Origin of the sequence: Planctopirus limnophila DSM 3776 (genome assembly GCF_000092105.1) — a bacterium.
GTDB lineage: Bacteria > Planctomycetota > Planctomycetia > Planctomycetales > Planctomycetaceae > Planctopirus > Planctopirus limnophila.
In genome coordinates, this window is sequence record NC_014148.1 from 4,970,556 (window position 1) to 4,997,428 (window position 26,873).

General features: G+C 55.9%; 20 protein-coding genes. 7 read left to right on the top strand and 13 right to left on the bottom strand.

Annotation, left to right across the window (positions count from 1 at the left end; all coding sequences use genetic code 11):
- Positions 1–59: 59 nt before the first annotated feature.
- From PLIM_RS19870 to PLIM_RS19900, 7 genes are all read left to right on the top strand, one after another.
- Positions 60–728, top strand: coding sequence for a NuoI/complex I 23 kDa subunit family protein (locus PLIM_RS19870; protein ID WP_013112108.1), 669 nt, complete (start codon positions 60–62; stop codon positions 726–728).
- 219 nt (positions 729–947) lie between these two features.
- Positions 948–1,667, top strand: coding sequence for an NADH-quinone oxidoreductase subunit J family protein (locus PLIM_RS19875; protein ID WP_013112109.1), 720 nt, complete (start codon positions 948–950; stop codon positions 1,665–1,667).
- A complete protein-coding gene (nuoK, locus tag PLIM_RS19880; protein WP_013112110.1) occupies positions 1,664–2,140 on the top strand; it encodes an NADH-quinone oxidoreductase subunit NuoK in 477 nt (158 codons plus the stop codon). The genes PLIM_RS19875 and nuoK overlap by 4 nt, the downstream gene beginning before the upstream one ends.
- Positions 2,141–2,369: 229 nt before the next feature.
- A complete protein-coding gene (gene nuoL / locus PLIM_RS19885; RefSeq protein ID WP_013112111.1) occupies positions 2,370–4,460 on the top strand; it encodes an NADH-quinone oxidoreductase subunit L in 2,091 nt (696 codons plus the stop codon).
- A gap of 93 nt (positions 4,461–4,553) precedes the next feature.
- A complete protein-coding gene (locus PLIM_RS19890; RefSeq protein ID WP_013112112.1) occupies positions 4,554–6,353 on the top strand; it encodes a complex I subunit 4 family protein in 1,800 nt (599 codons plus the stop codon).
- Entirely contained in the window at positions 6,350–7,858 is a 1,509-nt protein-coding gene (locus PLIM_RS19895; RefSeq protein WP_013112113.1) for an NADH-quinone oxidoreductase subunit N, read from the top strand. The genes PLIM_RS19890 and PLIM_RS19895 overlap by 4 nt, the downstream gene beginning before the upstream one ends.
- 78 nt (positions 7,859–7,936) lie before the next feature.
- The gene (locus PLIM_RS19900; protein WP_013112114.1) at positions 7,937–8,248 is read left to right on the top strand and encodes a Dabb family protein; all 312 of its coding nucleotides are present in this window, start codon (positions 7,937–7,939) and stop codon (positions 8,246–8,248) included.
- Positions 8,249–8,636: 388 nt separating this feature from the next.
- On the opposite strand, the gene PLIM_RS19905 is transcribed toward PLIM_RS19900, so the two are convergent.
- The 13 genes from PLIM_RS19905 to PLIM_RS19975 all read right to left on the bottom strand — a co-directional run bounded on the left by PLIM_RS19905 (position 8,637) and on the right by PLIM_RS19975 (position 26,869).
- Positions 8,637–9,602, bottom strand: coding sequence for an HDOD domain-containing protein (locus PLIM_RS19905; RefSeq protein WP_013112115.1), 966 nt, complete (start codon positions 9,600–9,602; stop codon positions 8,637–8,639).
- Between the two features lie 11 nt (positions 9,603–9,613).
- A complete protein-coding gene (locus PLIM_RS19910; RefSeq protein ID WP_013112116.1) occupies positions 9,614–10,564 on the bottom strand; it encodes an HDOD domain-containing protein in 951 nt (316 codons plus the stop codon).
- Positions 10,565–10,756: 192 nt separating this feature from the next.
- The gene (locus PLIM_RS19915; RefSeq protein ID WP_013112117.1) at positions 10,757–13,093 is read right to left on the bottom strand and encodes a polysaccharide biosynthesis tyrosine autokinase; all 2,337 of its coding nucleotides are present in this window, start codon (positions 13,091–13,093) and stop codon (positions 10,757–10,759) included.
- 109 nt (positions 13,094–13,202) lie between these two features.
- Complete coding sequence (locus PLIM_RS19920; protein ID WP_041402330.1) at positions 13,203–14,378, bottom strand: endonuclease/exonuclease/phosphatase family protein; 1,176 nt, start codon at positions 14,376–14,378, stop codon at positions 13,203–13,205.
- 331 nt (positions 14,379–14,709) lie between these two features.
- On the bottom strand, positions 14,710–16,023 hold the full coding sequence (locus PLIM_RS19930; RefSeq protein WP_013112119.1) for a hypothetical protein: 1,314 nt from the start codon (positions 16,021–16,023) through the stop codon (positions 14,710–14,712).
- Positions 16,024–16,311: 288 nt separating this feature from the next.
- Complete coding sequence (locus PLIM_RS19940; RefSeq protein ID WP_013112120.1) at positions 16,312–17,493, bottom strand: glycosyltransferase; 1,182 nt, start codon at positions 17,491–17,493, stop codon at positions 16,312–16,314.
- The gene (locus tag PLIM_RS19945; protein ID WP_013112121.1) at positions 17,490–19,058 is read right to left on the bottom strand and encodes a glycosyltransferase family protein; all 1,569 of its coding nucleotides are present in this window, start codon (positions 19,056–19,058) and stop codon (positions 17,490–17,492) included. The genes PLIM_RS19940 and PLIM_RS19945 overlap by 4 nt, the downstream gene beginning before the upstream one ends.
- A 58-nt stretch (positions 19,059–19,116) precedes the next feature.
- Positions 19,117–19,986, bottom strand: coding sequence for a polysaccharide deacetylase family protein (locus tag PLIM_RS23310; RefSeq protein WP_013112122.1), 870 nt, complete (start codon positions 19,984–19,986; stop codon positions 19,117–19,119).
- Positions 19,983–21,350, bottom strand: a complete 1,368-nt coding sequence (locus PLIM_RS23315; RefSeq protein ID WP_013112123.1) for a glycosyltransferase — start codon at positions 21,348–21,350, stop codon at positions 19,983–19,985. The genes PLIM_RS23310 and PLIM_RS23315 overlap by 4 nt, the downstream gene beginning before the upstream one ends.
- A 131-nt stretch (positions 21,351–21,481) precedes the next feature.
- Positions 21,482–22,828 carry a GNAT family N-acetyltransferase gene (locus PLIM_RS19960; protein WP_013112124.1) on the bottom strand — a complete coding sequence of 449 codons (1,347 nt, stop codon included), beginning with the start codon at positions 22,826–22,828 and terminating at the stop codon, positions 21,482–21,484.
- The gene (locus PLIM_RS19965; protein ID WP_013112125.1) at positions 22,816–24,258 is read right to left on the bottom strand and encodes a phenylacetate--CoA ligase family protein; all 1,443 of its coding nucleotides are present in this window, start codon (positions 24,256–24,258) and stop codon (positions 22,816–22,818) included. The genes PLIM_RS19960 and PLIM_RS19965 overlap by 13 nt, the downstream gene beginning before the upstream one ends.
- 65 nt (positions 24,259–24,323) lie before the next feature.
- Complete coding sequence (locus PLIM_RS19970) at positions 24,324–25,610, bottom strand: glycosyltransferase (RefSeq protein ID WP_230849352.1); 1,287 nt, start codon at positions 25,608–25,610, stop codon at positions 24,324–24,326.
- Positions 25,607–26,869 carry a GNAT family N-acetyltransferase gene (locus PLIM_RS19975; RefSeq protein WP_013112127.1) on the bottom strand — a complete coding sequence of 421 codons (1,263 nt, stop codon included), beginning with the start codon at positions 26,867–26,869 and terminating at the stop codon, positions 25,607–25,609. The genes PLIM_RS19970 and PLIM_RS19975 overlap by 4 nt, the downstream gene beginning before the upstream one ends.
- Positions 26,870–26,873: the final 4 nt, after the last annotated feature.

Genomic DNA, 26,873 nt, shown 5'->3' on the forward strand with positions numbered 1-26,873 from the left:
TCATCTTTTTTTGACATCAACCTGCTCATAACCACAGGCAGACATTTTTCAGGTGCCCCATGGCTGATCAACTCACACCGATCTCGAATGACGATGTCGTCTGGATGGAAGAGCCAGAAATGGGATTCTGGGAATCGACATTTCTGCCAGCCATTTTCAGTGGCCTCAAGAATTCTTTGCGGCATGTGACCGATTTCAAACCCGTCACACAGCAATACCCCGAGGAAAAGCCCGATCTGCCACTGAATTACCGTGGTGTTCATCGCCTGAATCGCGACGACAAAGGCCGGGTGAAATGCGTCGCCTGCATGATGTGCTCGACCGCCTGTCCTGCACGTTGCATTGAGATTGTGGCCGAAGAAGCTCCCAAAGATGATCCTCTCTGGGCCGACCGCGACAAGCGTCCCAAATCTTTCGTCATCGACGAACTCAAGTGCATTTACTGCGGGATGTGCGAAGAGGCCTGTCCTGTCGATTCGATCGAATTGACCCACATCTACGATCTGACGGGGATGACCCGTCAGGAAATGAAGTTCAATAAAGAAAAGCTGCTCGAAGTCTTTGATCAAACCAAAGATAACCCCCGAGACCCCATCCGCACTCATCGTGGTATCCTGGGCCCTGCTTCAGACTTCACCTCCTTACCTCAAGTGGGCCCTGCCACCCAGATTCCCCAAGGTGACAAGGCCTCCGAACCCGTATCCACCGATGTGATTAAGCAGGGCTGAATGTGGCCAAGTCGCCTTTGATTTCTCGAATCAACTTCTCATTTGGCGAATGAATTGCCTTGGATGACTTGAGGGAGCAGCGGGAGGAACATACTCTGGGGCATAGAATTCGATCTAAGTCCCTTGCCTGTCGGACTCCCGGAACGCTTTGCAGAACTTTGCTCATGCTTGAATCACAGTTTTAATGACGGAACTTCTCTTTCTCTTTGAATGCAGTCTATGAACTGGGTTTCTGAGAACATCGCATTAATCGGAACGCTCGTCCTGCTGGGGGCGAACATTCTCCTGTTGTTTCCATCGACTGGCCGCAAGTCAGGGATTCCGGGCTTTCTCCTGCTGCCAGTCACATTGGCTGGTCTAGGCTGGGTGTTTTTGCAGCCGACAGGTGATCTTGTTCGTGATCTCCTGTTTTACATGGCTGCCGGGACGGCTGTCCTGGGTGGCCTGCTGATGACGACACAGCGGAATCCGGTCTATGCCGCCCTGTGGTTTGCCGTGGCCACACTGGGAGTCTGTGGTCTGTTTGTTATCAACTCAGCCCCATTCCTGGCGGCTGTCACGATCATCGTCTATGCCGGTGCCATCGTCGTCACGTTCGTCTTCGTGATCATGCTGGCTCAGCAGGAGCAGGGATCAGGCTACGATCGCATTCCGCAACAACCTTTCCTCGCCACTGTGCTTGGCTGCCTGCTTGTGGGGACGATGCTCCTGGGGATCGAAAAAACTTTCGGGCCAGAGTCTTCCCGGCTTTCAGTCGATCGAACGGCACTTCACGTTTCTTCACTGCCCGTTGAAAATGATCTCGGTTCGCCAGGTGGCGTGGGCCGGTCGCTCTTCACCGATTACTTGTTTGCAGTCGAACTCGCTGGAACAGTTCTACTCGTGGCTACCATTGGTGCCATTGCGATTGCACCTCGCCGTCCACAGGGGAGTTTATGAGTCCTGATCCTTCCCATTACCTTGTCGTGGGTGCCTTGCTCTTCGGCCTGGGTGCAATCGGCTTTCTCACACGCCGAAATCTGATCCTGATGATGCTCTCATCGGAACTGATGCTCCACGGTGTCTCCGTCAACCTGACGGCGTTCAGCCAGTATCATGGCCAGCATGACGGTCAGGCGCTGACAATTTTCGTCCTGACCATTGCGGCATGTGAAGCTGGTTTATCACTCGCGATTATTCTGGCTCTCTACCAGCGAACCCGCTCGCTCGATATTCGGCTGTGGACGACTTTGGGCGAAGAGGAACTCATGCCACCGATGGCCGATTCAGCATCGCGTGAAATTGAACCTCCTGCAGAACCACTTCCCAAACTTGTTCCCGCCGGCCGGCGGCCAATGATTGGTGCCGATGGCCATGTCGTGACCCCCGTATTGTCAAATTCACAGGTGAGTGGCAAGGGGGCCAAAGCCTGAACAGATTCGAATCCAAGCGTCTGTCTGGTCACAGGTCATTATGTCGTCCATAGCGATCGACCCGACTGAGATGAGTCCGATGGGTTTAACCTCAAGATAGAGCCTGATGAGTATAACCCACAGAGTGGGCCTCGATTCACAGGCAGTGTTCATAAAACCCGATTGAAAAGCAGATTGCAGAGTCCTCTCGAAGCCTGGTTTCGAGTCGAAAAATAAAGGAAGTAAGGCTGTGGCAAACTGGTCTGACATCGCCCTGGCGACGATTCCCGCTGCACCTCTGGCTGCCGCCATCTGGTGCGGCACAGTCGCTCAGGTTGTCCGGCGCACAACAGCCCACCGGCCCGTTGTGCTCGCCCTGGCACTTTCATTGGTAGCGGCTGCCTATGTCCTCTTCGTCGTCGTTCCCGGTTCAGTCGTCGATTCACCCGCCGCTCACAGCCAGATAACTCCCATCGAGAGCTCTGGCGAAAGCCTGGTGAAGCCTGTCTCGTTGATAGCTTCCGCAACCCCTGCTTCAGCAACCGGCGAACATCATGGGCCAGCCCATAAGGCTTACATTTTTGAAGTCTATCGCTGGATGTCTGTGGGCGGGTTGACTGTCGATATCGTGCTCCGAGCCGACGCGATGACAGCCCTCATGCTCGTGATGGTCAACTTTGTCAGTCTGCTGGTGGCGATTTTTGCATCGAGCTACATGCATGGCGACAAAGGCTATCCCCGCTTCTTTGGAGCGATGGCTCTGTTCGTCTTCTCCATGAACATGCTTGTACTGGCGGGGAACTTCATTGAAGTCTTTATCTTCTGGGAAGCTGTCGGGCTGTGCTCTTATCTGCTCATTGGCCACTGGTATCATAAACCTTCCGCCGCCGCCGCCGCCCGCAAGGCCTTTGTGGTGAATCGAATTGGCGACTTTGGTCTGATGACTGCCATTTTCCTGATTTACCGCACCTTTGGCTCAGTAGATTTTGAAACCGTTCTCGATCCTGCCAGGCTGGCCGAACTCGCTGCTGCTCAGCCCGGCTTAGTCACCACGATTGCCTTGCTGCTCCTCCTGGGGGCGATTGGTAAGTCGGCACAGTTCCCTTTGCATGTCTGGCTTCCCGATGCGATGGAAGGCCCCACTCCCGTCAGTGCGCTGATCCATGCCGCCACGATGGTGACTGCCGGTGTTTATCTCATTGCCCGCACCACGCCGATTTTTGTCCATTCGCCAACCGCACAGCTCGTCGTGGCCGGTGTGGGGGCAATCACTGCTCTGGTGGCGGCGATCACAGCACTTTGCCAGTACGACCTTAAACGCGTGCTGGCTTACTCCACAGTCAGTCAGCTCGGTTACATGTTCATGGCTTTAGGAGCCGCAGCAGCGAGTCCTGCCCTGGCGGCTCATGCAGAAACATTTGCGATGTTTCACCTGCTGACTCATGCGTTTTTCAAAGCTGTCCTCTTCCTGGCAGCAGGGAGCGTGATGCATGCCATGGGGGATGTCATCGACATGCGACGCTTCAGTGGATTAAGGAAAGCACTCCCCATCACACATATCACCTTCCTCTGCGGGGCATTGGCACTGGCGGGCTTCCCGCTCCTCTCGGGCTTCTGGAGCAAAGACGAGATTCTCGCAGTTGTCTGGGAAGCGACTCAAACCGGCGATTACAAAACGTACTTCTACCTGATCCTGGGTGTCGGTCTGCTGACAAGTCTTCTCACCGCGTTCTATACATTCCGAGCTTACTATCTCACTTTCCATGGCCCGGAACGATTTCCAGAAGAAGCGGGTCATCATCCTCACGATGCCTCACCGGCCATGGCCATTCCGCTCTACATCCTGGCGGCACTGGCTGTCGTTGCTGGTCTGATTCTTGGCCCGACACACATCTATGCTCACTACATTGAAATGACCCCCAATTTCCCGACGGCTGCACCCGCTGGCATGAATGTGGGCATGATGGTTTTGAGCACAGTCCTGGCGCTGGGTGGCATCGGATTGGCATATACCATCTATGGCAAAGCCACTCGTCCCGAATACTCAGATGCTCGACCACTCAGCCTTTGGGAAAATGTTTCCCTCAACGGGCTGTACCTGGATCAGCTCTATGGAGCCTTGATCGTCCGGCCTATGGCGACTTTGTCGGCTGTGTGTGAGTTTGTTGATCGCATGATCCTCGACAAGATTGTGGATGCCGTCGGGCTCATCCCGATCATTGCGGGGGGGATGATTCGGCCATTACAAAATGGACTCGTCAGTTCGTATGCAGCCGTCATGCTGCTGGGTGTGATTGTGGCATTGGCCAGTGTTTTAAGAGCCATCGCCAGTGTGACCTGATATTGGAAATTTTTAGTCGCATCAAGCGAATCGAATCGGGTTCTGATCGATCAGAGTGAATGAGCCAGTAGTTCGAGTGAAGGTTGGAAAACTATGACAACGCTGGTCTTTGCCATGTTGCTGCTACCAGCTATAGCCGCCGTGTTGATGCTGGTGCTCGATGCCAAAGCCACAGCAGCGCGGGCACGGGGTTTTGCTCTGGTGGCAACTGTCGCCACGCTGATTCTTTCGTGGAGTGTGGCCTATCAGTTGCCGGCGACTTCTCAGCAGGCAGGCCCGGTCACCACACGCTGGGAATGGCGGCACACCTGGCTGACTTTAGCCAGTCCCGCACCTGCCCCCACTGTCGTCTCTAACGAAGCTCTTTCGCAAAATGTGGTTCGCGGGCAATCGCCAGAAGAGTCGAAGAATCCAGCGAGCACTTCGAAGCCTCAAGATCCTTCCACAGCCCGCTCTCCGAGTGGCGACTTCATCAATCTCGAATTTTATCTCGGGCTGGATGGCCTCGGGATGGCGATGATCCTGCTGACCACAGGCCTCTGTGTGTCTGCCATCCTCGTCTCCTGGAGTGAAATTCGAGAGCGATCCGCTGAATTCTATGCAGGGATTCTCATTCTCGAAGCCGGTCTGATTGGCGTCTTTCTCGCCTATGACCTCATTCTGTTCTATGCCTTCTTCGAGTTCACCCTGCTGCCACTCTTCCTCACCATTGGTGTCTGGGGTGGCCCCAAACGACGTTATGCGGCTGGCAAGTTCTTTATCTACACCCTGGCTGGCAGCCTTGTCATGCTCCTGGGGCTGGTCTCTCTGGTGGTCGAAACTCAGAGCCTGACAGGCATCTCCACACCATTCTCCATGCCCGATATGGCGCGGGCTCTGCAGGATCAGCCTTTGCCTGTCGAGACACAAACCATTCTGTTCCTGCTGATTGCCACCGGCTTCCTGATCAAAGTTCCCATGTTCCCCTTCCACACCTGGTTACCACTGGTGCATGTGGAAGCTCCCACGGCTGGATCTGTCGATCTGGCTGGTGTGCTGCTGAAGCTGGGTTGCTACGGCTTTTTGCGAATTGCGATCCCTATGCTTCCCGACGCCAGTCTCACCGTCGGTCAACCACTGGTGGCGATACTGGCAGTGATCGGCGTGGTCTATGGCTCGCTCTGTGCTTATCACCAGACAGATATCAAGCGGATGGTGGCCTACAGCTCGATTGCTCACCTCGGGGTCTGCATGCTCGGGTTGTTTGCCCTGAATGCCGAAGGCTTGAGTGGCGGGATCTGCATGATGATCAATCATGGTCTGGCGACGGGTGCTCTCTTCTCGCTCGTCGGCATGATTCATGAGCGATATCACACGAGATCGCTGACCGATCTGGGTGGTCTGGCAAGTCGCATTCCCGTGCTGTCCGCACTTCTTGTTTTCATCTCGTTTGCCAGTATCGGATTGCCCGGCCTCAATGGCTTTATTGGCGAAATCCTCTCACTGCTGGGGATGTTCCAGGTCAGTGCCGTCTATGCCGTCATTGGCACCACGGGTGTCGTCTTGAGTGCCTGGTATCTGCTGCGAATGGTTCAAGTCGGGTTGTTCGGTCCACTCCGCGAACCCGCCGGTGATCACTCACATGTATCTGATCTGACAGTTCGCGAAGGTCTGGCAATCTGGCCTCTGGCTCTGGCCTGCCTCGGATTAGGACTCTTCCCTCAGACACTGCTCAACCTTATCGAGCCGGATGTCAAAGCCCTCGCCGTGATTTACCAGGAGCCAGATGAGGTCATCGTTCAGAAAACAGCTGCTATACAGCCCTCATTCGCCATGACGAGTGCCACATCGATCGTGACGTCTGACCATGCTGTCGAGACAATTTCTTCGATTCAGACAGGAGAGCGGCGATGAGCCAGCCAGATGCCGCAATGATTTCTTCAGTGACCAGTGCTGCGGGAAAGGTTATTCCTGAACTGGTGTTGCTGGGGACGGTCTGCATCAATTTTCTGGTGGGCCCGTTTCTGGTGACACCCAGTGGTCGCGCTCTTCCAGGGCTCAGGCATCGCTGGGGTGGTATTGCCATCGCAGCGATTTGCACAGCCCTTTATCTCTGGTGGACAGGCTCAACAGAAGTCGTCACCACCGGGCCTTTTCGCGTCGATAACATTGTCTGGTATGTGCGGGGCGTCATGCTGATTGCCGCCCTGCTGCTGGTGCTGGTCAACTGGTCTCAGATTGAAGATGGTAAAGCTGCCGAGAGCCATGCCTGCCTGCTGGCCATCACTGCGGGTGTCAACCTCGTGGCACTGGCCAACGATCTCACCACGTTATTTCTGGCACTCGAACTGATCAGTATTCCGACTTATCTGTTCTTGTTTTTGCCTCGAAAAGATGCTGCTACACAGGAGGCGGGTGTCAAATACTTCCTGCTCAGTGTCTTCTCATCAGCCATTATGCTTTATGGCTTCAGCCTGATTTACGGCATGGCCGGAACAACCGATCTGCCGACCATCCAAACAGCGCTCGCCAACAGTAATCAAACACCAGTGCTGGCCATCCTGGGGATGGTCTTCGTGGTCGCGGGATTGGCCTTCCGTCTGACAGCCGTCCCCTTCCACTTTTACGCACCCGATGTGTTCCAAGGTTCCGCTGCCAGTGGTGCTGCCCTGCTCTCGTTTGTCCCGAAGCTCGCCGGGTTTATCGCACTGATTCGCCTGTTGGAACCTGTTGTCGATGCTGCTCCGGGCCTGCTGCTGGCTGATGTCATGCTCCCGATGCTCTGGTGGCTCTCGGTGATCACGATGTTTGTCGGGAACTTCCTGGGGATTCTGCAAAACGATCTGCGCCGGATGCTCGCCTATTCGGGTGTTGCTCATGTGGGTTACATGCTGGTTGGTCTCAATGTCGGGCATCACACGACATCGGTTCCGGATGGTATTGAAGCCCTGCTCTTTTATCTCGCAGTCTATGGCTTGATGACCATCGGTGCTTTCGCCGTGCTGATTGCAGCCGAACGAGATAACAAACCGCTCGAAACGTTGGATCAACTCGCCGGACTCCACCGTGTCAGGCCAGGTCTGGCTCTGATGCTGATGGTCTTCATGTTCAGCCTCGCGGGGATGCCTCCAACCGCAGGGTTTCTGGCCAAATTGAATCTCTTCTTTGCGGCCTGGGCACAGGGAGATGTTTCCAATCGCTGGCTGGCTCTCTTCATGGTCATCAACGCCGCCATGGGTTCGTGGTACTATCTGCGGGTTGTCGGAGCTATGTATCTGCGTGAGCCACTTGACGAGCATCATGGCTCACACGCGCCGGCCCCCATCATCGCTTCTGTCGCCTGTACGGCTATGGTGATCACACTCTTTTTTGTGCCAACCTGGCTCTGGACCATGGTGCAGACCGTCCGCAGCAGTTAGTTATCACTTTTACCTTGCAGAAGCTTCATAGCGGCTGCAAAAACAGAATACCCCGGTCCTTCAGTTTCGAGACGTAGCATGGCTCCACTGGTTCATGTCGTGTACTTCGAGTTGCACGAACCCACTCCTGAGAACACACGCAAGCTGACCGAAGCCTGCCATAAATATCTCAAAGATCACCCGGGTGTGGTGTACTTTGCCGCTGGCGGCCTGGTGGACGAGCTGGCCAGACCTGTGAACCAGCGCGACTTTCAAGTGGCCCTCTGTGTCGCTTTCGCTACAAAAGCCGATCACGACGTTTACCAGACCGCCCCCAGCCACCTGCAGTTTATTGAAGAGCACAAACCCACCTGGAAGCGTGTCCGCGTCTTCGATTCCTGGGGTGCGTAAAGCGTTTCATTCCTGGGGAGGGTGGTCTGGCCAACTCCGTTGTGTTCCATACAATGACAAGAAGCCGCGCCATGCGTCCGCACTGGAACCCTTGTCCAGTCTGCCGGGAAGAGGGGAAGGCGAGGGTGTTGCTCCTTCTCCCGTTCCGACGGGAGAAGGCCGTGATGAGCGGAACTCGAACGTATTGGGCGTTCTATCAGCGAGCAGCCTCTTCGCAGCATGCTCTGGCGGTCTGGCTACTGCCAGACAATTGGCGCTCCTGCGGAAGTCGTGGTGACTTTTGCACATCGCTTGGAAAGACCCTCACCCGGCACTTCGTGCCACCCTTTCCCTCTCCCTCTCCCACGCGGGCGAGGGTTCTCGCCGCTTGATGGGATGCAAAAATACTTCAGGCGGGGAGCTGGCTGGCGACCTGTTGTGAGAGTTCGGGAACGACCGAATGTTCCAGGGCCGTACGGCAGATCCGCGACAGGGGGTAGTCGTTACGCACGCCGAGGCCCAGGGCCTGGTGAGCGGTGTCGACCTTCTGAATGATCTCGGCGAGTTTGAAGGCACTCCACTTGGTTTCGAGCAACACCAGTTGATCGAGACCCGAGTACTGCTGCCTGAGACCATCGGGGAGTAATGACGAAATGGCAATGGCAGCTACAGAGGTGCGTCTCAGGATCGGATCTGCCAGGAGTCTCAAGCCTTTGTGATGCATGAGAATGCCACAGATCAGATCGTCGGGAAGTTTCCAGCGGGTGGCCAGACCAGCCGCAATCAGTGCGTGATCCCAGCCGAACTCCCGCTGTTCGTATTCGTCGAGCCCATCGGGTTGTGCCACGCGGTCGCTGGTGAAGGGTGCATAGCGGTCGAAGAGATCATTGGTCAGGACGGGGAGTAGAAAATCCTGCATGACGGCTCCGGCGAAGGCACCATCTTCGTCGGCACCTAACAGCCTGGCGACTTCCCGGGCGAAGAGGGCTCGCTGCAGGCTGGTATTCCAGAAGCTCGCCTGATGGATGAGCTTTGATTTTCGGGAGCGAATCGCTGCCTGAGCACCACTGGTCAGCACGAAAAGTTTACTCTGGCGAAAACCGAGGATCGACAGAGCCTGGAGGACGGTCCGCACTTTCGTTCGCAGACCAATGAACGACGAGTTGGCATAGCGCAGCAGTTCGACTGTCAAACCAGAGTCGGTCTCGATGATCGAAGAGAGTTCCCGCATTTCGGTCTGTTCGTCTCGTGAACGATCCAGAAATGCTGCGACCGCATGCGGCAATGCCGGCAATTCGAGAGTGGGAGGCAGAACCGACAATTGAAAAGGCCCCATCGCCTTTTCGCGAATTGCGCTCCAGTCAATGTTGGACATGTTGACCTCTCTCATGGACCGGAACTGGCAGTGGTCAGTTGGCCTGGAGGACTCGCTGAGACCAGCAGTTTTTCCAATCGTCTGACCAGTGGGAAAGGGTTTTTCAGCCCCTGGCCTAATTCCTGAAATGACTTTTGGACGTTCTCGGCCATTTCTTGCAGTGATAAGTTCGGGATCATCGCTTCGAGTTCGAGTAACTGCTTCAGTCCATCGGGTGACTGCTTGAGTGGATCGGGGATGAGTGAGGCACAAGCCACAACTGCACAACTGGTGGATTTCATCTGCGGATGTTTGAGGAGTGTCAGCCCGGCATGATGGAGCAGTACCGAGCAGACGAGGTCGTCGGGGAAGTTCCAGGAATGCATCATCTGCCCCATGGCGAGTGCATGATCCCAGCCGAAGGCCTTCCGCTCGAACTGGACCAGTGCGGGCCGGGTGGAATCGGGCAGACTTAAGAAACTCAGATAAGTTTCGAGTAGTTCATTCCCTAAGGCGGGGAGCAGGAAGTCTGTGAGCATCGAAGCGGCAAAAGAAAGTTCGCTATCGGCACCCGTCCGGCGACTCAATTCGCGTGCAAAGAGTGCCCGCTCCAGATTACCTGCGGCAAAAACCTGAAAGTTGACCAGTTTGGATTGCGAGGCTTTGAGGGCTCTTTCAACGCCAAACGAAATCAGGAGCATTTTGACGTTGCGTATGCCCAGGACAGAAAGTGCCTGCTTGGCACCATTGACTCTGGTGCGTAAACCCATGGAAGCTGAGTTGGCGTGCTTCAAGAGTTCACACGTCAGTCCGGCATCCGCTTCGACGATTTTCGCGAGCTCGTGAGCTCCCGCATTCGGGTCGTCGGCCTTGCGATTGAATTCAATCACGGCGGTGGGGAGGACTGGCAGTTTCAGTGATGGCGGCAGAACCACTGGGGGAACTTTCCCAATGAGTGACTGCCGTAAATCCGTCCAATTCATAGTGACTATCAACGATCAGGAAAAAGAATCCTTTATGGCCACACTGAATGAATAGCTCGCATTCTGTGTCGAAGCCGTCGCCAGTTGATGTTTCCGAGAGATTTCTGAGTGATTGACTCTCGGGATGGCGTGTGATGCCGATGGTTTTGAAATTCGGGAAGGACGGATTTCCTGTTGGTCCATCACGAGGAATCACGGCTGCCTCACGGGACTGGCCGATATGGTCAAATCTCGATGAGTCGATGATTTCTCCGGCGATGACTGGTCTTGAGGAAAGAAGGCTTCATTGCGGTTGTAGTCGGCGTAGTAGCCCATTTCCTCGCGGTCGCTGGGTTCGACGCCATTGGCAACCACACCCAGAATCGGGATGTGATGTGCCAGGAGGAGATCGCGCGAACGCCTGAGCATGGGGCGACGGTTTTTCCCTAAGCGGACAGTGAGCAGATAGCCATCGACGTGTTGGCCGATGATGCAGGCATCGCTCACTGCGAGGACGGGTGGGGCATCGATCAGCACGATATCGGCCAAAGTTCGAGCCTTGGCAATCAACTGACGCAGCGGCCCACCTTCGAGCAGTTCTGCCGGGTTATGCGGCGGTCTGCCGGAGGGGAGGATGGTTAAGCCTTCGACAACAGTTTCGACAATGGCATTTTCGAGGGCAATTTCTCCCTGGAGAACGTCGACAAGTCCCGGATCGGGCCTTAAGCCAAACAGTCGAGTGGCCATCGGGCGTCTGAGATCGGCATCGATGAGCAGGACTCGTTTGCCGGAGCTGGCCAGTGCGAGTGCCAGATTCGAGACGAGCGTGGTCTTTCCGTCGCCTGGCTCGGGACTGCCGACCTGAATCACTTGCGCGTTCAGAGCTTCGGCAGTGACGAGCAACGAAGTGCGGATGGTGCGGTAATTCTCGGCTTCGATGGAGGCGGGCGACCTTAGATATCTGAGTGAAGGATGAACATTCTGTACCGGGTCGAGGCGGCTTTGCTCGGGATCGAAAGAGGTCACAGCCCCCAGATAGGCTTCGGGGAGCAATTGGCGCACTTCTCGAACCGTACGCACCTGATTGCTCAGGAACTCCTTGAGGGCAATCAAAGAGATGATCAGGCCCATGCCGGCCACCATGCCTGCTCCAACGATTTTGAGCAGTCGTTTGAGGACCCATTCGTCTTTGATCGGGCCTGTCTGGCGGAGTGTGTAGCCGCTGGATTCTTTGTCGATGGTGAGTTGACTCATACGATCGACGAGTTGACCCCAGAGACTGCGCAGGCGGTTAAGTTCAGCCGTCATGGCCTGATCTTCGGCCTGAAAGCGGGCGTATTCTTTGGCTTTGTTGGATTCGAGTTCAAAGAGGACATTGAGTTGCTGTTCGCGGATGTCGAGTTCTTTGAGCTGCTGTCGCAAAGTCTCCATGTAGTTCTGGACGAGGTTCGCACGTTCTTTAATGAGCGGCTTACCATCGGGGCCGGGCGTCATGTCATCGGGCATGCGGAGACCATGTTTGCGATAGAAATCGAGCGTGGTATCGATCGATTTGCGAACGGCTTTGACTTCGGGATGATCGGGCCCGAAATCTCGCAGTAACTTTTCTTCTTCGAGAATGAGAGGGAGTAAACGATTCTCGAAGGCGGAGATTTCCTGTTGCTGCTGTTGAAGTTCAGCTCCTGAGCCATCGTTGGCAATGAAGCGGCGGATGAGCATTTCCATCGTGGAGGTGGATTCGCCTTGATCCTGGGCTTTCTGTAACGCCTGCATGCGTGAATTGATTTCTGTCCGTCGCAACAGATTCAGCCGACGCTGCTCCTCGACAGCGATGACACGTTCCTGATGGACGTTGGTGGCGCCGGATGTGCCATCGGCGGCGATGGCACCGATGGGAGCCCTCCACTGTAAAGGAGCCGACTCGCGAAACTTGAGATACGCCTCTTCTTTCTCGCGCAGGGATTTCTGGAGAGTATCGTGAGCCTCCTGCGCGGTTTTGAAAACTTCTGTGGTTTTCTCACTGCGGGATTCATTGAGATAACTGGCATAGGCATCGATCACGGCTTTGACGACGTGACGGGCATCGTCGGCACTGGCACTTTGAAAGGTGACATCGAGAACGTTGAGGTAGGAACGATCCTGACCGGCCACACGTTTGACCTTGAGGTCATCGAGCACCATCTGTGTGGGGTCGCTTTCACCGGCAAACGTTTTGAGCTTGTCGAGCTGACCAAGACGCACGGCTTCGCTGGCAATCATGGGACTCATGATCAAGGCGATATGCTCGCTGCGTTCACCCCAGTCGCCAATCGCACTTTGTTCTTTGAGCGGGACGGCATTGCGGCGGGAAACCATCACCTGGCCAATGGCCATGTACTCCGGCCCCAATTTGATGTAGGCAGCGATCCCTAAACCGAGACCCAACACGACACCTGCACACAGCCACCAGCGGTAGCGGAAGACCAGATTCATCCAGTCAATCGAAAGGCCTCCTTCGCCTTCGGTTTCGAAGGATGATGCCAATTCGGAATCCTGGGGTGTCTGACGCATAATTCATCCTGATATGGATTCGGATTCGTTCCGAGTCGCGTAGTTCTCAAGGCGGTGTGTCAATGGGCCCTTTATGAAAGGGCACGGCCTTCATCTCGAGCAGGGCACGTCAATCGAAGGGTAGAAGTTCGAGTTCACAGGCCACGAGACGATGATCGGAACCATTGCGATCGCCCGTCACGAATTGATGGAATTTCCATTCGGGGGTGACGCGGATGTGGTCAATTCGCGACCAGGGCCAGGTTCCCGGCCAGAAGCTGATGGGTCGGCAGGGGGCGGTATGGGAAGGCCCGATCGCAGCAGTTTCGAAACCACCGGTGAGATCTCCCCAGGCTTCCTGAAAGACGTGGCTGCTTGCGGGAGTGTTGAAATCACCCACGACGATGAGAGGGAGTCCATTGCGAGCATTTTCGATGAAGTGGCGGAGTTGCTGCATTTCTTCGGAGCGCATGAGTGTCAGCGCTGCCAGTTCGGCAGGGCCATCGCCGCGAAGAATTGAGCCGGGGGTGAGTTCACGAAGGCCGGGTCTGGCGGTCATCAGGTGAATGTTGGCCAGTGCAAAGGGATGCTCAGGATGAGCGACTTTGACGACGAGCCCCGAAGAGCGTTCGAATGGCGAATCGTCGCAATGGCCAAGGACTTCGAGAGGCCATTTGGAAGCGACGAAGAAGTACTCGACCTGCACCTTGTGCCAGTCGGCAAAGTAGTCTTCGCATAAGGGATTGATGGAGCGAGATTCCTGGAATGCGACGACATCGGGTGGTAATTCTTCGAGGTCTCGCAGGACATCTCCGAAGGCGGGTTGATAATCCTGAACGTTGCAGGAAGCGATACGGAGTCGGCCCGTCATCGGCTCGGGTGCAGGATCGTTATCATCGTCGAACGTTTCTTCGATGAAACGACTGGCATGTTCTGGTTCCATTAGAGGAGCGAGTGACCAGTCGACTACTCCCAGAATGACCCACAGCCCCGCAAACAGATGAAACAAGAGTGAGGGACGATGCCAGAGCAGGCTGACCAGTGCCAGCAACCCTGTGGAAACGAGCAGCAATTCTCGCGGCGCGTAGGTGGCGACAGAACCTAACCACCAGCGTTCGGAGACACTCCAGACGAGCCAGCTGGTGAACATGACCATGGCCAGATTGGCCATCGCCAGCAGGGCCACAATCCGTGTGCCCCAGGTGGGCGAAGCTCGGTGGCTTTGTCGAGAGACACGACCGCCCAGGGCGCCTGGAGATGTCGGGCGACCCGTGCGTGCAGCAGATTCATGCAATGACTGGCTCACTCGCAGTGACCACTAGCGGAGGATGAATTCCCCGTCCATGGGAACTGGCACCGGCTCATGCCGGGATTTTTTTGGGGCCGGGTTGATGGCCCCCCTGTTATCTTGAGATTCGTGATTCTTCGGTTGGTTCGGATCGACGGTGATGGGACTGCACTGAAACTGCCTGCGATCGGCAGGGATTGCAGAACTTCGACCCGAACGAACCTTGGCTTCAATATCTTTGGCAATGTTTCACTGGATGTACCTTCGTCAGCCTCCGGTGGGATCGCAATAACTGCTGAATCCGTTGTTATCGCTCAGCTTTCGCAATCTTGCCCAGATGGAAAATGATTCAGGAACAACTCGCACTCAGTTGCAACGCCGCTTCCCTGATGAATTCTGAGGGTGATGGAGAGGTGGCTGGTTGTTGATCACTGCCTGATGATTGATCACTGGCCAGAGAAGCTGGGATAGGCCATGGCCCACCGCGAGCGATTTGACGCATGAGGTGAATCTGTTCGTTGGTTGAGAACTGTGGAAACTTTTGAGCCAGACGAACCAGAAGTGCCATTTCCCAGGCGGTGACGTAGTGCAATCGGTACTGGGGCTGCTGGGCACAGAAACGGGCCAGATCGCGATGAAAGTTCACCACCTGATCACCAAGCCACATCTGCTGGTTGACGGGTTTGCAGCCGTGTGTGTGCAGCTTGATGAATCGCCAGTTTGGCTTTCCGTGGATGGTGACAGCGGCCTTGAGCCACTGTGGCAACCTGCGGCGAGCCGGGGGATGGCTGGCGAGAAGATCGCCATTTTCTACCTTGGGAATGAGCCCCCATTTGGCACGAGAAAAATCGGGCACGAGTGGCCCCTGGATCATGAGGAGGCTTGCGGGTGGCGGTGCGTGACCTGCCTGAGCCGGAGTGCCCGTATTGTGTGAATTCTTCCCTGGTCGATCGACTGCATGATAGATGCTGTTGATGGTTGTGGTTTGTGTATCGCTGGGGGCACTGGGCATGGTGAAGTCGGCATAGCAGCCGGTTTTGAGCAGGATGGGCGTTTCGTGATCGACGCCGCACCACTGGCCGTCTCGCCGGCTGTTGTTCAGGCACCAGTTGCCATGGATGAAGCCATAGACGACTTGGCCTGTCTCGGGATCTGTGCGGAGGAGCCCATGTCGATCGAAGAGTGTATCTCGGAAGGTGGAGAGCTTTTCGCGCAGTCCCGATTCTGTGTCGTGATGATGATGCAGGTGGATATCGACATCCCCAAACCCCTGGCGGCATAGTGGGGCCAGAGCATCGAGGTATTCGGGGCGATACTCATCCTGCGGAAAGAAAAATGTGTGCTGCGGGGCCACTCCATCGGCATCGGAAAACTGACTGAAGAGCCGGGGATAGTTTTCGACCCAGGCGTTGACGCGAGCTAAGGCGTCGGCTGGCTGCGGGCGGCCCCACTGTGGTTCGTAATGATCGCAGACTGCCAGAAACAGATCGATGGGTTCGCTCTCGTTGATCGCTGCCGGGCGTGGACTTTTCAGATAGGCAGGGAGCCAGTTGGTCAGGCCGATTTTTTGCGCATGACGATAAGCAGCCACCATGCCTGCCGAAGTGAGAGCGGCCGTCGCAGAGAGTGCGATTCCTGCAGAGGTGAAGGTGTCCAGTGGCATAAGATCGAGCTCGGTCGTTGAGGAGTCAGCGGGTTGGATGTGTGGCTGGGGTCAAACGTCCTCGTTTGCCCCCAGATGATTTTGAATCTGATCGTGAATGGTAGTTGACCTGGGGGCGGATGAAGACATCCGACCCCAGCCACCCGGTCATTCGATAAATGCGCGGCAGTTCAACCTGTTTTCGAAACAAGTCGTCATCGGATCTATAGCTCGAAATCAAGTGGCAGGTGGCCGGCCATTGGCGTTAAGACCCGAGAATTGGCAACAAAGGTTTGAAATCGCCTGAACTTAACCGGCACGCTTCCATGTCACTTGATATCGATTCCAGAGGGCATCCCACTCGGCGAGTAAGGTGGTCCAGTTGAGTGTGGCGAACATTAAGAATGGGGCGCAGTAGCGAAGCTGTCCGCCTGTGGATTGCACAATGGCTCCTGCGATTGCCAGAAACCAGGCGAGAGCTTGTGCACCGAGGAGCCAGGGATACACAGGTGAAATGGGCAAAAGCAGGAGATTTGTCACCAGTGCTGATAGTAACAGCCAGGGGCTGGCCAGCCTGAGGAGTTTATGGGAGACAAACTCGAACCAGAGTGGGTTTTTCCAGGGGAGGATCAACGCAGGTTTCAAGAGGACCAGTTGCACGACGCCCGCAATGGTTCGCCGCTTACGGGTGGATTCGTGCTGGGTGGTTTTGGCGGGTGTATCCCAGATGGTGGCGTGGGCTTCGAAAACACATTTTCCACCCTGCATGACAGCCTGCATGGGGATTAACACATCATCGAGAATCGTTTGAGCAGGGATGGGCTGGAAAGCACTTTTTCGTAAGGCGTAGCAGGCTCCTGTCGCGCCTGGCACACCGCGGAAGCGACTTTCCTGTTTGCGGATGAACTTCTCGTACTTCCAATAGAAGCCAACCCCTTCGCTGGCTGTGGTTTCGTGGGCTGAAGTGAGGAATTTGAGTTCGCCGGAAACGACAGTGATGTGCGGGTCGTCAAAGCGCTGGAGAAGTTTCTCGATGGTATCGGGTTCGAAGGTTTGGCGCGCATCGACGAAGAGCAGAATTTCGCCCGTGGCGAGTGCCGCCAGATCGTTGAGGACGGAGGGTTTACCGCGTCTGTTCGGGAACGACACAACCTTCAGAACTGGATGCTCGATCTGGCGGAGAGCTGCGAGCGTTTCTTCATCGGCTCCATCGAGACCGACGAGGATCTGCTGGATCTGGTGAGCAGCACTCGAGGTGAGCAGATTCTCGATCTTTCGGGGTAAAGTGAGTGGTTCGTGATGAGCGGACAGCAGCACGCTGATGGTTCGAGGATTGGCAGGTGGAGCCGGTTGATCCTGCAAAGCGGGTGGTTGCCAGGTGAAGCGTGCGAGGAAAGCTATGACGAGGGGATACCCGACGTAGATGTATCCCAGGAGGAGAATCGACAGCCAGAAGAGTGCCATCAGCAATAACGGGAGACTGACGGTCATACGGCACCTCGTGCTCTCTGCAAGCCTTGCGATCCCTGCAGGACGCAGACATCCGACAGCAGTTTTGCCAGTTGAGCGGTTTGACGAGACCGGCTGTAAGCCAGCAGTTCTTCTTCGGGGAAGCTGGATGCCGCTGATGATGATGAGGTGGTTTTCAAACGCACCTGTTCGATGAGCCAATTGGCGATGGCCTGTGGATCGCCGGGAGGAAAATGGCTCCGGGCGTGGAAAGTTTGCACGATCTCAGCGGTTTCGCCTGGGGGGACGACTGCCAGAATCTGTTTGCGCGTGGCGAGATATTCAAAGAGTTTGGCGGGCACGACACGTTCAGCACCGGGCACATCGCTGAGTAATAACAGGAGGCTGTCGGCTTGTGACTGATAACCAAGAACTTCGGCATGCGGGCAGTAATCACGCGAAATGATCTGGCATGGCAAGCCAGCCAAGCGTGTCAGGAGCTGGGATTGTTCGGGTGTTTTGCGGCCAATGACAGTCAGTTCGATGTTTGATGCGAGTTCGGGCGATTGGCTGCACACCAGCTCGAGAGCCCGGACGACGGGTTGGATATCGGTCAGATTCCATAATGTGCCGGTATAGACGAGTCGGTATCGATCTGCGGATGCCGGGGGAAGAGCGGGTGGACGGTCCGTCGTTGACGAAGAAGCTTCGTATGTGGAAGCGGATTCAAAATCGGTGGTATCAAAACCGTTGTAGATGGTTTCGACAGGTGTCTGGAGACCCAGGGATTGCAACTGGCCGCGCAGGGCTGCACTGCTGGCGTTCGTGGTGGCAATGACGGCACTGGCACTTTTGAGAACGGCCTGCTGCATCCGCTGCTGTGTGAAGCGGGCATACCAGCCGCCAGGTGAGTTTTCGAGGTACTTGCTGCTGAGATCCCATTCGTCGCGGTAATCGAGAATGAGGGGCAGGTGATACTTTTTGGCGAGCCTCTGGCCTAAGAGAAAACTGGAGTAAGGGGGGGCTGTGACGAGCAACGCATCGTGAGGAGTTTCTTCCAGTGCCTGGCAAGCGACTTTCCAGGCTCCGGGTAACCAGAGGCGCTGAGCATCGGGTTGCAGGAGAGTGGTCGCGCATTGTTTCGCGCAGCGTTTGGCAAAGCTCAAAAGCCTGCCGACCATGCGTTGGAAGATGCCAGGCTTATGGCTGGTGGGCTGAGATTGAGATGCTGTGGCGTTCGTCGCTGGACTGGTGGAGCCAATCATTGCCTGTTTGAGGCGATAGCCGGGTTCGAGCGTGCGGGCCTTGATGATCGGCACTGAAGCGGGAATCTCCTGGAGCAGACTTTCATCCAGGAGTGGTACCGATGGGTTTTCGACTGTGAGAACGGTGACATCCCAGCCGAACTGCTGCAGGTACTTCACCCATTTGGCAGGTCGTTGAACACCGGCGCCGCCGACGGGTGGAAAGCTGTAAGCCACCAGTAAAACTCGTTTGCGAGCTGGTGGTTCTATAGGTCGTGGCGGAGGGGCTGAAAAACGAAACGAAGGGGCAGGTTCAGCAATCGCTTGCAGCCAGGGGGGCATAGGACGTTTGGCAGTGATCACAGTTATCTCTCCCCGGCACGCGGGAAATTTTCTCTAGAACAAATCTCTTCAGGGGGCGTTAAAACTCGAACATGTCGATGGCAATCTGTTCTTCCACCTGCCGTTGCTGTGAAGCTCCTTTGGCAGGAATCGGCATGGGCTGTGGTGCTGGCAATTCGGAGGGAATGGCTTGCATCACGAGGTTGTCTGTCGGGACTGGGATGAACGGAACTTGGCGTCCTGTAGTGGCTGTTGAATCAGAGCTCGCGGTGGGCTGAATCAGTTGGCCATGGGCATTTTTGCGAGGGACAAGCTGGCTGAGAGTGACGCTCTGCCAGTCGCGATACCAGGGCTCGCGCGCCCAGAGACGGACGGCAATCCCTCCAAAGCGATGGACATCGTGCAGGAGAATCACTTCTCCCGGCGTGGGCTGTGTGCTGTTGCACCAGGCAACGAGTTCATCTGCCGATTTCATCCGCCAGTCTTTGGGATCTTGCGACCAGAGAGCAATGGCGAGCTTCCTCTGGACGAGGCCGCGCCATTTGCCAAAGGTCAGTTCCCCTTTGGGCGGGCGAAACCAGCGTGGCCGAATTCTGGTGAGAACTTCGAGGTAATCCTGCGTGCGATCCACTTCATCGAGAAAAGCGGCCGTCGATGTGTTGGCCGGCTCGCTGTGAGTCCAGGTATGGTTGCCCAGCTCGTGCCCTTCGGCCACAATGCGTCGAATCAGATCGGGATAACGAGCGGCTCGTTCACCCACGACAAAGAACGTGGCCCGAGCACCAACTTGATGGAGAGCATCCAGCACGAAAGGTGTATGGATAGGATCCGGACCATCATCGAAGGTCCACGAGAAGATCTTTTTCTGAGTGCGTGCCTGAATCAGCCAGTCTTCTTTGGGCGAAAGCTGCGTGATCAGAAGTTTGGCAAACTGCTTGAGAGGATTCATGGAGTTCCTCCCACAAGGCTCGAAGAGAGATAAGCGTATTCGTCTGCCATGGACGATTCGTTGGTTTCAATGAGCTGACGATACTCGCGATCTCCCAGACCACGGATGTAACCCCCCTGATCGTGAAAACGGTGAACACAGGTGGTCAGTGCCTGGATGAGATGATTGGTCGATTCTTCCAGTGAGCTGGGGCGCCAGCGACGCACCATGCCTGATTCGGTATCGTTGTCTGGCGAATAATTCAGCAAGTCCTCAATGGCATTGGCCAGAGAGAGAGGCTGTGCAGGGGGAACGAGCCGATCAAAATAAGGATCGGCAATTTCTGGAATGCCCCCCACTTCACTGGCTACGAAATTTGCACCACTGGCCATGGCTTCCATGAGGACGTTGGGCACGCCTTCGGAGATGCTGGGTAACACAATGACACTGGCTGCGCGATACCAGTCGACCAGCTCTGGCTGAGGGCAGGAACCAGCAAAATGAATCATGTTCGTAATCTGTAGTTCGTCGGCCTGGGCTTGCAGACGCTGTTGCAAAGAGCCGTGGCCCACAAAGACACAGCGGAATCTCAGGCCGCGATCTGCCAGCGAACGGCAGGCCCGCAAGAGGTACTCCCAACCTTTGACAGGTGCGAGACGACCGGGTGCGACCAGCAAGGCGACATCTTGGGGCTGTTTGAGTTTTTCTCGGGCAGCTCGTTTTGAACCTGGCTGAAAGATGGTGGTATCGACCCCCCGGCGGACAACGGCGAGTTTTTCGGGTGGCAGGCCATCTTCAATGAGTACGCGGGAAAGATTTTCACTCACGGTGATGACGAGATCGGCGGCATGGAGCGCTTCGAGAATTGCCCGGCGGCGGCTCCCGGAGCGTGCCAGCAAAAGGACATCGCTGCCACCGGTCATGACGACGGAGGGAATACCAGCGGCATGAGCCATTTTCGTGGCGACGGCACCATCGGGATGCGACCAGTAGGAGAGGACGACATCGGGCTGCTCTTCTCGCAGGATCTGCGGAAGAATGGACTGGCTCGACCAGGCGAGGCAGCGGTGATATTGAGAGCGGAGAATTTTGGGTGGATAGTAGAACGGGAAGTAAGTGGCTGGCACTCCCGGTATGGCTTCGAAGGTGTCGAAGCTGGCCTTGGGTTTGCAGCCGGGAATGAGACTCGAATACCACTGATTCCAGGGGATCGGGGAAACGATGCGGACTTTGTGCGAAGGTTGTGCGGCACTATCATCCGACGTGGCATGGGTATCCGTCAAACGCGACGAAGCTGCCAGACCGGCGAGCATGGTGCGGTTGAAGGTGCCTAATCCGGGATTCCACGGATTGGGAAAGTTATGTGAGAAAAACAAAACTCGCATGCCGTAATGATCCTTGCTACGGCCCGCAGCCAGGAAGATCTTGCTACAGGTGGAAACCCGTCACTCAGCGGTTTTGCCAGTGGAAAAAACATGGCGATCGCGATGGAAAATGACAGGCTCTCCCTTAAAAGTTAGCTTGGATTTTCATCCCCGGTCGGCAGATTCGTCCCCGGGGTGGTATCTTTTTGTAAGTTGTTTTTCTGTAAACGCTTACGCTCTTTGCAGTAGTCTCGCAGGCGGGCTCCCTGCTGGCGAATCGTGTTGACGGCGAGTGCCAGGTGAAACATGCCGGATGCCAAGCCATGGCGGCGTACAAGCCAGGTGGTGCCACTGGAACTTTGATCATTCCCGAAGATGCGTTTGTATTCGGCATCGCCGCCGCCAAAGTCGAACCAGCGGGGTGTGTTCACAACGAGCATGTCGTTGAGCACATCGATCAGCATGAGCAGGCCAGGTGAGTAGTCGGCAAAGTCTTCGTGGAAGCCGACCTCTTCGTAATGGAATGTTTCTGCCGCCTGATTGCCGACAAGAAAGGCGACGGGCTGGCCATCGATGGACCAGAGGTATGAGCGGAACAAACCTGCTTCGGCAAGGGCACCATAGATGGCCTGATCGCGGGGATCGTTTTTGATCCGCAAGCCGAGTTCGTGGGTCTGCCAGGTGTGTTTCGAGATTTCGCTGGCTGCTTCGAGAAAGCGGGGAACATCCTGCGGATGAGTGATGCATTCCAATTGGCGGGAGGGGCATTTCTTCTGTTTGCGTTTGAAGCCATTGCGGGTTTTGCTGGAGAATTTGCTCCAGTAGCTAGCCGAGCCTCCGCGCAGATCGATTCTCCAACGGGCGCGGTAGCCATAAGGAACATGCACCTCGAACGCGGTGCCAGAGAGAGATTGAACCGCTCCGTAGAGTGGATCGTCGACGTCGAGGTCTTCGATCTGTAAAAAGTCGCCTCGTGACAGTTCGACATGCTGTTTGATGGCTGAAAAGATGGCTCGGGTGCTGCTGGATGCCGGCTCGAAGCATGCCGTATTGGTCGATGTGCGGAGGATCTGTCCGCCCACCAGATGCCAGCCCTGGAGTTGAACGGGCAAAGGAAGATGAGTCAGGCGACGAGCGGCCATCTGGCGGGGGAGCAGGACGGCCAGGCTTTCCCACTGTCCATGGTTTTCTGGGCCATGATTTTCTTGAAAAATGACTTGGGGTTGCCACAACGAGCTATCAGGCCGGTAGCTCCAGAACTTCCACTCGGTGGCGACATGTTCGGGATGCAGCACGGCGTAACCATTTTCGGCTCTGCGCAACAGATCGATCCAGCGGGCTTGAAGCTGAGCATCGGCCAACACCTGCTCAAGTGGCAGTTGGCGAACGACGAGCTTCCCGACCTCAGGCTGCGAGTGATGAGATGTGAACGAGGCGATGGTTTTCTGCAGTCCCGCTGCGTGACTTTCAGACGGCGGGTTTTCAATCAGTGCTGGCATACCATCGCTCCTTGGGCTGCGGGTTGATTGTCATGGCCTGCTGCAAGGGCTGAATGTTCCGGAAGTCTGCCGGAGGATTGCGAGGTCTGCAGATTGTTGACCACCACTTTCAGTTTGCCGGCTCGAGTTAAAGGAATGTCGTCCACCTGTTCGAGTTTGAGGGTGACGATGGGCCCGATGCCTTCGCGCAGATCTTTTTCGAGATGATGCAGATCGGCGAGAGTGAGCCCGCCGCTGGTGACCATGCGGACGATGATCTCGTGTGGTTCATTCTGGATGACCTGAAACCGGCGGATCGAGCGATAATCTTTGATGAGATGGGGGAAGAATTCGCCGGGGATTTTGCGACCATCGGGGGTGGTCAGGACATCGAGCTGCCGTCCGGTGACTTTGCGGAGGAGTGGCAACCCGCGACCACAGGGACAGTTTTCGAAGCCAGCAATCGCCCGGTCTCCGTTGACGTAACGAATAAAGGGCATCGCATCGTTGAAGAGATCGGTGATGACGACGTTGCCTTCTTCGCCAGCGGGTGTGGGCTGACCTGCATCATCGAGAATTTCCACGAAGAGGTTTTCCATGCTGAGATGTAGACCTGAATGCTGCTCGCATTCGGCGCCAATCAGCATGAATTCCCGAGAACCATACGTTTCGAAAACGGGTGCCTTAAAGACTCGTTCGAGGACAATCCGTTGGAAGTCATGCAGTTTTTCAGCACCCACGACAATCGACTTTGGCTGCCAGACGTGGAGACCTTCGCTTTCAATGAAGCGGGCAAACTCGTAGGCGGCATTGGTGTAGGCCACAATCACTTGAGGTCGCCAGGCATTCATGCGGCGAAGCTGCCTGTGCATCATCTCGGGAGTGAACTCGAAACAGCTCAGTACCAGATGATGATCAAAGGCGTGATGCAGGGACATTTTCCAGCGTTTCCAGGCGGCCAGACGAGATGGCGGAGTGCCCCAGATGTAGAGCTGTCTGGTGCCTGGGCCGGCATGAGCCCAGCCGTAACCACGATGAGTCATGGCGACACGGCGGTCGTTGCTCTCGGCACTGATCTCAAAGTGCAGTGGTTCGCCGCTGGAACCTCCCGTGCTTTTGCTGATCCTTTTCATGGGAAGAGATGTGCTGAGCTGTAGACGATTTCTGGCGATGGTTTCCCGTTGGAGCAGTGGGATGCTGCGAAAATCATCGAATGAAGAGATGGTGGCAGGATCAATCGCATGCTCAAGGAACAGATTTTTATAGTAGAGCGAATGCGCGGCGGCATGAGCGACGAGCCGGCGCAGGTCGACGAGTTGCTGCAGTTCCAGCTCAGAGCGGGAATGCCACTGGGTGGCTTCGGCCCGTTGCCAGTGCTTCATGGTCTGGCGGCCCTTGATGGTGCCGTCGAACATGGGGAGCAGGATATTTCGATATAAGGTCTCGTACATGCCAGGCCTTGTCAGATAATTGCGGATGTTTTCGGGATGACTGTGCTGCGAGTGCCAACGGGTGTTCAGCGACGCTTGGATTTTTCGGCCAATAAGGTTTCATACAGGCGTGTGTAGTCATCGATCATGCGGTCGATATGGAAGAACTCCTGAACCCGTTCGCGTCCTGCAGCCCCCATGGCCAGCCAGTCGTTTCGATGCTGGCAGATTTCGAGCATGGCGCTGGCAAGTTGTTCGGGATCTGCAGCCGGTGCCAGTTGTCCGGTGACACCTGGCAGAATGATCTCGGGATTGCCACCGACGGCTGTGGCGACGACAGGTAAGCCGACAGCCATCGCTTCCAGCAGAGTGAGCGAGATCCCTTCGCTTAATGAGGAGCTGACGAAGAAACCGGCCTGAGCCAGCAGTTCCGGGATATCGTGCCGCTCGCCAAGAAAGCTGACGTGATTGGCGAGATCGAGTTGCGCAGCGAGTTGTTCGAGATGGGGACGTTCGGCACCATCGCCCACAATGATCAGTTTAAAGGTGGGATGCACCCGCCGAACACGATCGACCGCTTTAAGAAGCGTGCCGATATCTTTTTCTGCAGAGAGGCGACAGACCGTGATGGCGGAGAGTTCCTGGGACGAACCTCGCCAGGCAAACTGGGCGGGATCGATGCCGTTCCAGATGCGTGCGACGACACTGGCGGGGAGTCGATCTTCATTCAGACAAAGGCGGGCGGCATCATCGGAGACAGCGACAATGCGATCGACGAGCCGGGTGGTGATGCGATACTGGAGATTGGCACGCCAGTTATGGCCGAGGCGTTGTCCGTGGCGGGTGTTGACGATGACAGGCACACCACTCCAGCGGGCCGCGAGAGTCGCATACAAATGGGGATAGGTATTGTGGGTGTGAATCACATCGAACTGATGAGCTTTAAAGAAGGCTGACATTTCTTGAAACTGGGCAAGCCTGCTGCGAGTTTTCAATTGATGGACTTCACAGCCTGTTTCGCGGATGTATTCGGCAAAGGGGCCGATTTCGCGCATGGCGAGGAAGGTGAGCTCGGCCCGGTCGTGATCATGTCTGCGGGCAAAATCGACGAGGAGTCGTTCCAGGCCGCCCGTCTTCAGTGTCAGACTGACATGACAGACCTTGAGTGGCCTGGAGGGAGTTTCCTCGATGTGCGGATTGTCTGTATGACTGACGATGGATGGGTTGTGGCTGACAGTGGAAGTGTGAGGAGCATGGCCAGCCAGTGATGCCAATGACCGTTGACCAACAGGTCGCAGGGTGGGCAGGACGGTGGATGTCGATGTGGATGAACTCATTTGGTCAAGCCGATGGTCGGTGGTGATGGTGGTCATGACAAAGCCCCTTCGGCTGCTGTGCCTGGTTGGGAGTGATCTGGCTCATTCGCTGATGGATTGGTTGGACTGGTGGAACGTGACGAGCCAGAGATCAGTCGATGTGAAAGCCTTTTGAAGTCTCGCAAGCGATCGATGACGGTTCGTTTCCACGAGGGACGAATCCAGCGCGCCCAGAGAAGTTCGTTGGTGTCGAGAGTCAATCGGCGTTTGTGGTAGGTTTCGCCGGCCATGAAGTCGAAGGCTGTGAGGCCGTGTTGATGGCAAGCCAGCAAGGTGAGCCAGTCGGTTAACAAGCCGGGGCTGCGCTGGGATTCGTGGGGTGCATGGCCGCTTTGGTAGAGCAGCCCGCGTTGGCGATCGATCAGTAAGTGACTGCAGCCGATGACTTCATCGCCTCCGCGGACACGCACCAGCACTGCCTGGCCATGAGCAACGAGTTCTTTGAGCAAGTGTTTGTGAAAAGAGAGAAAGGGAGCACTGGCATAAGCGCCGGGTTTGCCTTCGGCATTCCACCGGGCCTGATGCAACCGGATGAGGTCGTCGAAGATGTCTTCGGCGAGTTCGACGTGATCACCCCATTCGACGACGGCTCCTTCGTAACTTCGCAGATTGCGGCGAATGGCGCGGCGTGCTTGCGAAGTCAGTTGTTCGAGAATGTTGTCGGGCGTGGCGTGCGGAGGGAAGTTCGTGCAGTAGCAGGGACGTTGACGCAAGGTGAACTGCGGATAGTTGTCGAGCAGCGGCTGGATGTCGCGGGGTTCGAAACCATCGAGGCGAATTTCATCCCATGTCGTACGGTTCGCGAGGACCTGCATGACATTTTCAAGAAACAATTCTTGATAGGAGTGTTCGGCACAGACCGTGTTGTACTCGACGACGGCGCTGTCGGCGTCCAATTCGCCAGCAGTTCCCAGGTGAACGGTGCGCAGGCGAATGGGGCCTTCGAACTGCTGTTCGCTAGTGATGACCAGTACAGCGGCAACGGGAATGTGGTTGACTTCGGCAATGACAATCTCGGGAGAGACCAGATCGCCGTAGTGCTTGAGCCACGTTTGTGTCCAGCGGGTGGTGGACGTGAGTGCCTGCCAATTGAGGCGTTGTTCGAGGGCTCGCCATTGTGCAAAAGCCTGATCGAAGGTGGGTCGCCTGTGCCAGGTAATGTTCATGCGAGGCCTGGCATGGGCCAATGCCTGCTGTTCAGCACTCGTTGTCGAGCTGAAGTTTTTAGGATCGGTGATGGAGATGCCAGTGAGCATCGAG

What these genes read in the sequence shown, in the direction of transcription:
- PLIM_RS19930 (WP_013112119.1), bottom strand. Translation starts at nt 16,023, where the DNA reads ATGCCACTGGACACCTTCACCTCTGCAGGAATCGCACTCTCTGCGACG.
- PLIM_RS19890 (WP_013112112.1), top strand. Translation starts at nt 4,554, where the DNA reads ATGACAACGCTGGTCTTTGCCATGTTGCTGCTACCAGCTATAGCCGCC.
- PLIM_RS19970 (WP_230849352.1), bottom strand. Translation starts at nt 25,610, where the DNA reads ATGACCACCATCACCACCGACCATCGGCTTGACCAAATGAGTTCATCC.
- PLIM_RS19910 (WP_013112116.1), bottom strand. Translation starts at nt 10,564, where the DNA reads ATGAATTGGACGGATTTACGGCAGTCACTCATTGGGAAAGTTCCCCCA.
- PLIM_RS19870 (WP_013112108.1), top strand. Translation starts at nt 60, where the DNA reads ATGGCTGATCAACTCACACCGATCTCGAATGACGATGTCGTCTGGATG.
- nuoK (WP_013112110.1), top strand. Translation starts at nt 1,664, where the DNA reads ATGAGTCCTGATCCTTCCCATTACCTTGTCGTGGGTGCCTTGCTCTTC.
- PLIM_RS19875 (WP_013112109.1), top strand. Translation starts at nt 948, where the DNA reads ATGAACTGGGTTTCTGAGAACATCGCATTAATCGGAACGCTCGTCCTG.
- PLIM_RS19965 (WP_013112125.1), bottom strand. Translation starts at nt 24,258, where the DNA reads ATGTACGAGACCTTATATCGAAATATCCTGCTCCCCATGTTCGACGGC.
- PLIM_RS23315 (WP_013112123.1), bottom strand. Translation starts at nt 21,350, where the DNA reads ATGCGAGTTTTGTTTTTCTCACATAACTTTCCCAATCCGTGGAATCCC.
- PLIM_RS19895 (WP_013112113.1), top strand. Translation starts at nt 6,350, where the DNA reads ATGAGCCAGCCAGATGCCGCAATGATTTCTTCAGTGACCAGTGCTGCG.
- PLIM_RS19900 (WP_013112114.1), top strand. Translation starts at nt 7,937, where the DNA reads ATGGCTCCACTGGTTCATGTCGTGTACTTCGAGTTGCACGAACCCACT.
- PLIM_RS19915 (WP_013112117.1), bottom strand. Translation starts at nt 13,093, where the DNA reads ATGCGTCAGACACCCCAGGATTCCGAATTGGCATCATCCTTCGAAACC.
- PLIM_RS23310 (WP_013112122.1), bottom strand. Translation starts at nt 19,986, where the DNA reads ATGAATCCTCTCAAGCAGTTTGCCAAACTTCTGATCACGCAGCTTTCG.
- PLIM_RS19960 (WP_013112124.1), bottom strand. Translation starts at nt 22,828, where the DNA reads ATGCCAGCACTGATTGAAAACCCGCCGTCTGAAAGTCACGCAGCGGGA.
- PLIM_RS19940 (WP_013112120.1), bottom strand. Translation starts at nt 17,493, where the DNA reads ATGACCGTCAGTCTCCCGTTATTGCTGATGGCACTCTTCTGGCTGTCG.
- PLIM_RS19975 (WP_013112127.1), bottom strand. Translation starts at nt 26,869, where the DNA reads ATGCTCACTGGCATCTCCATCACCGATCCTAAAAACTTCAGCTCGACA.
- PLIM_RS19905 (WP_013112115.1), bottom strand. Translation starts at nt 9,602, where the DNA reads ATGTCCAACATTGACTGGAGCGCAATTCGCGAAAAGGCGATGGGGCCT.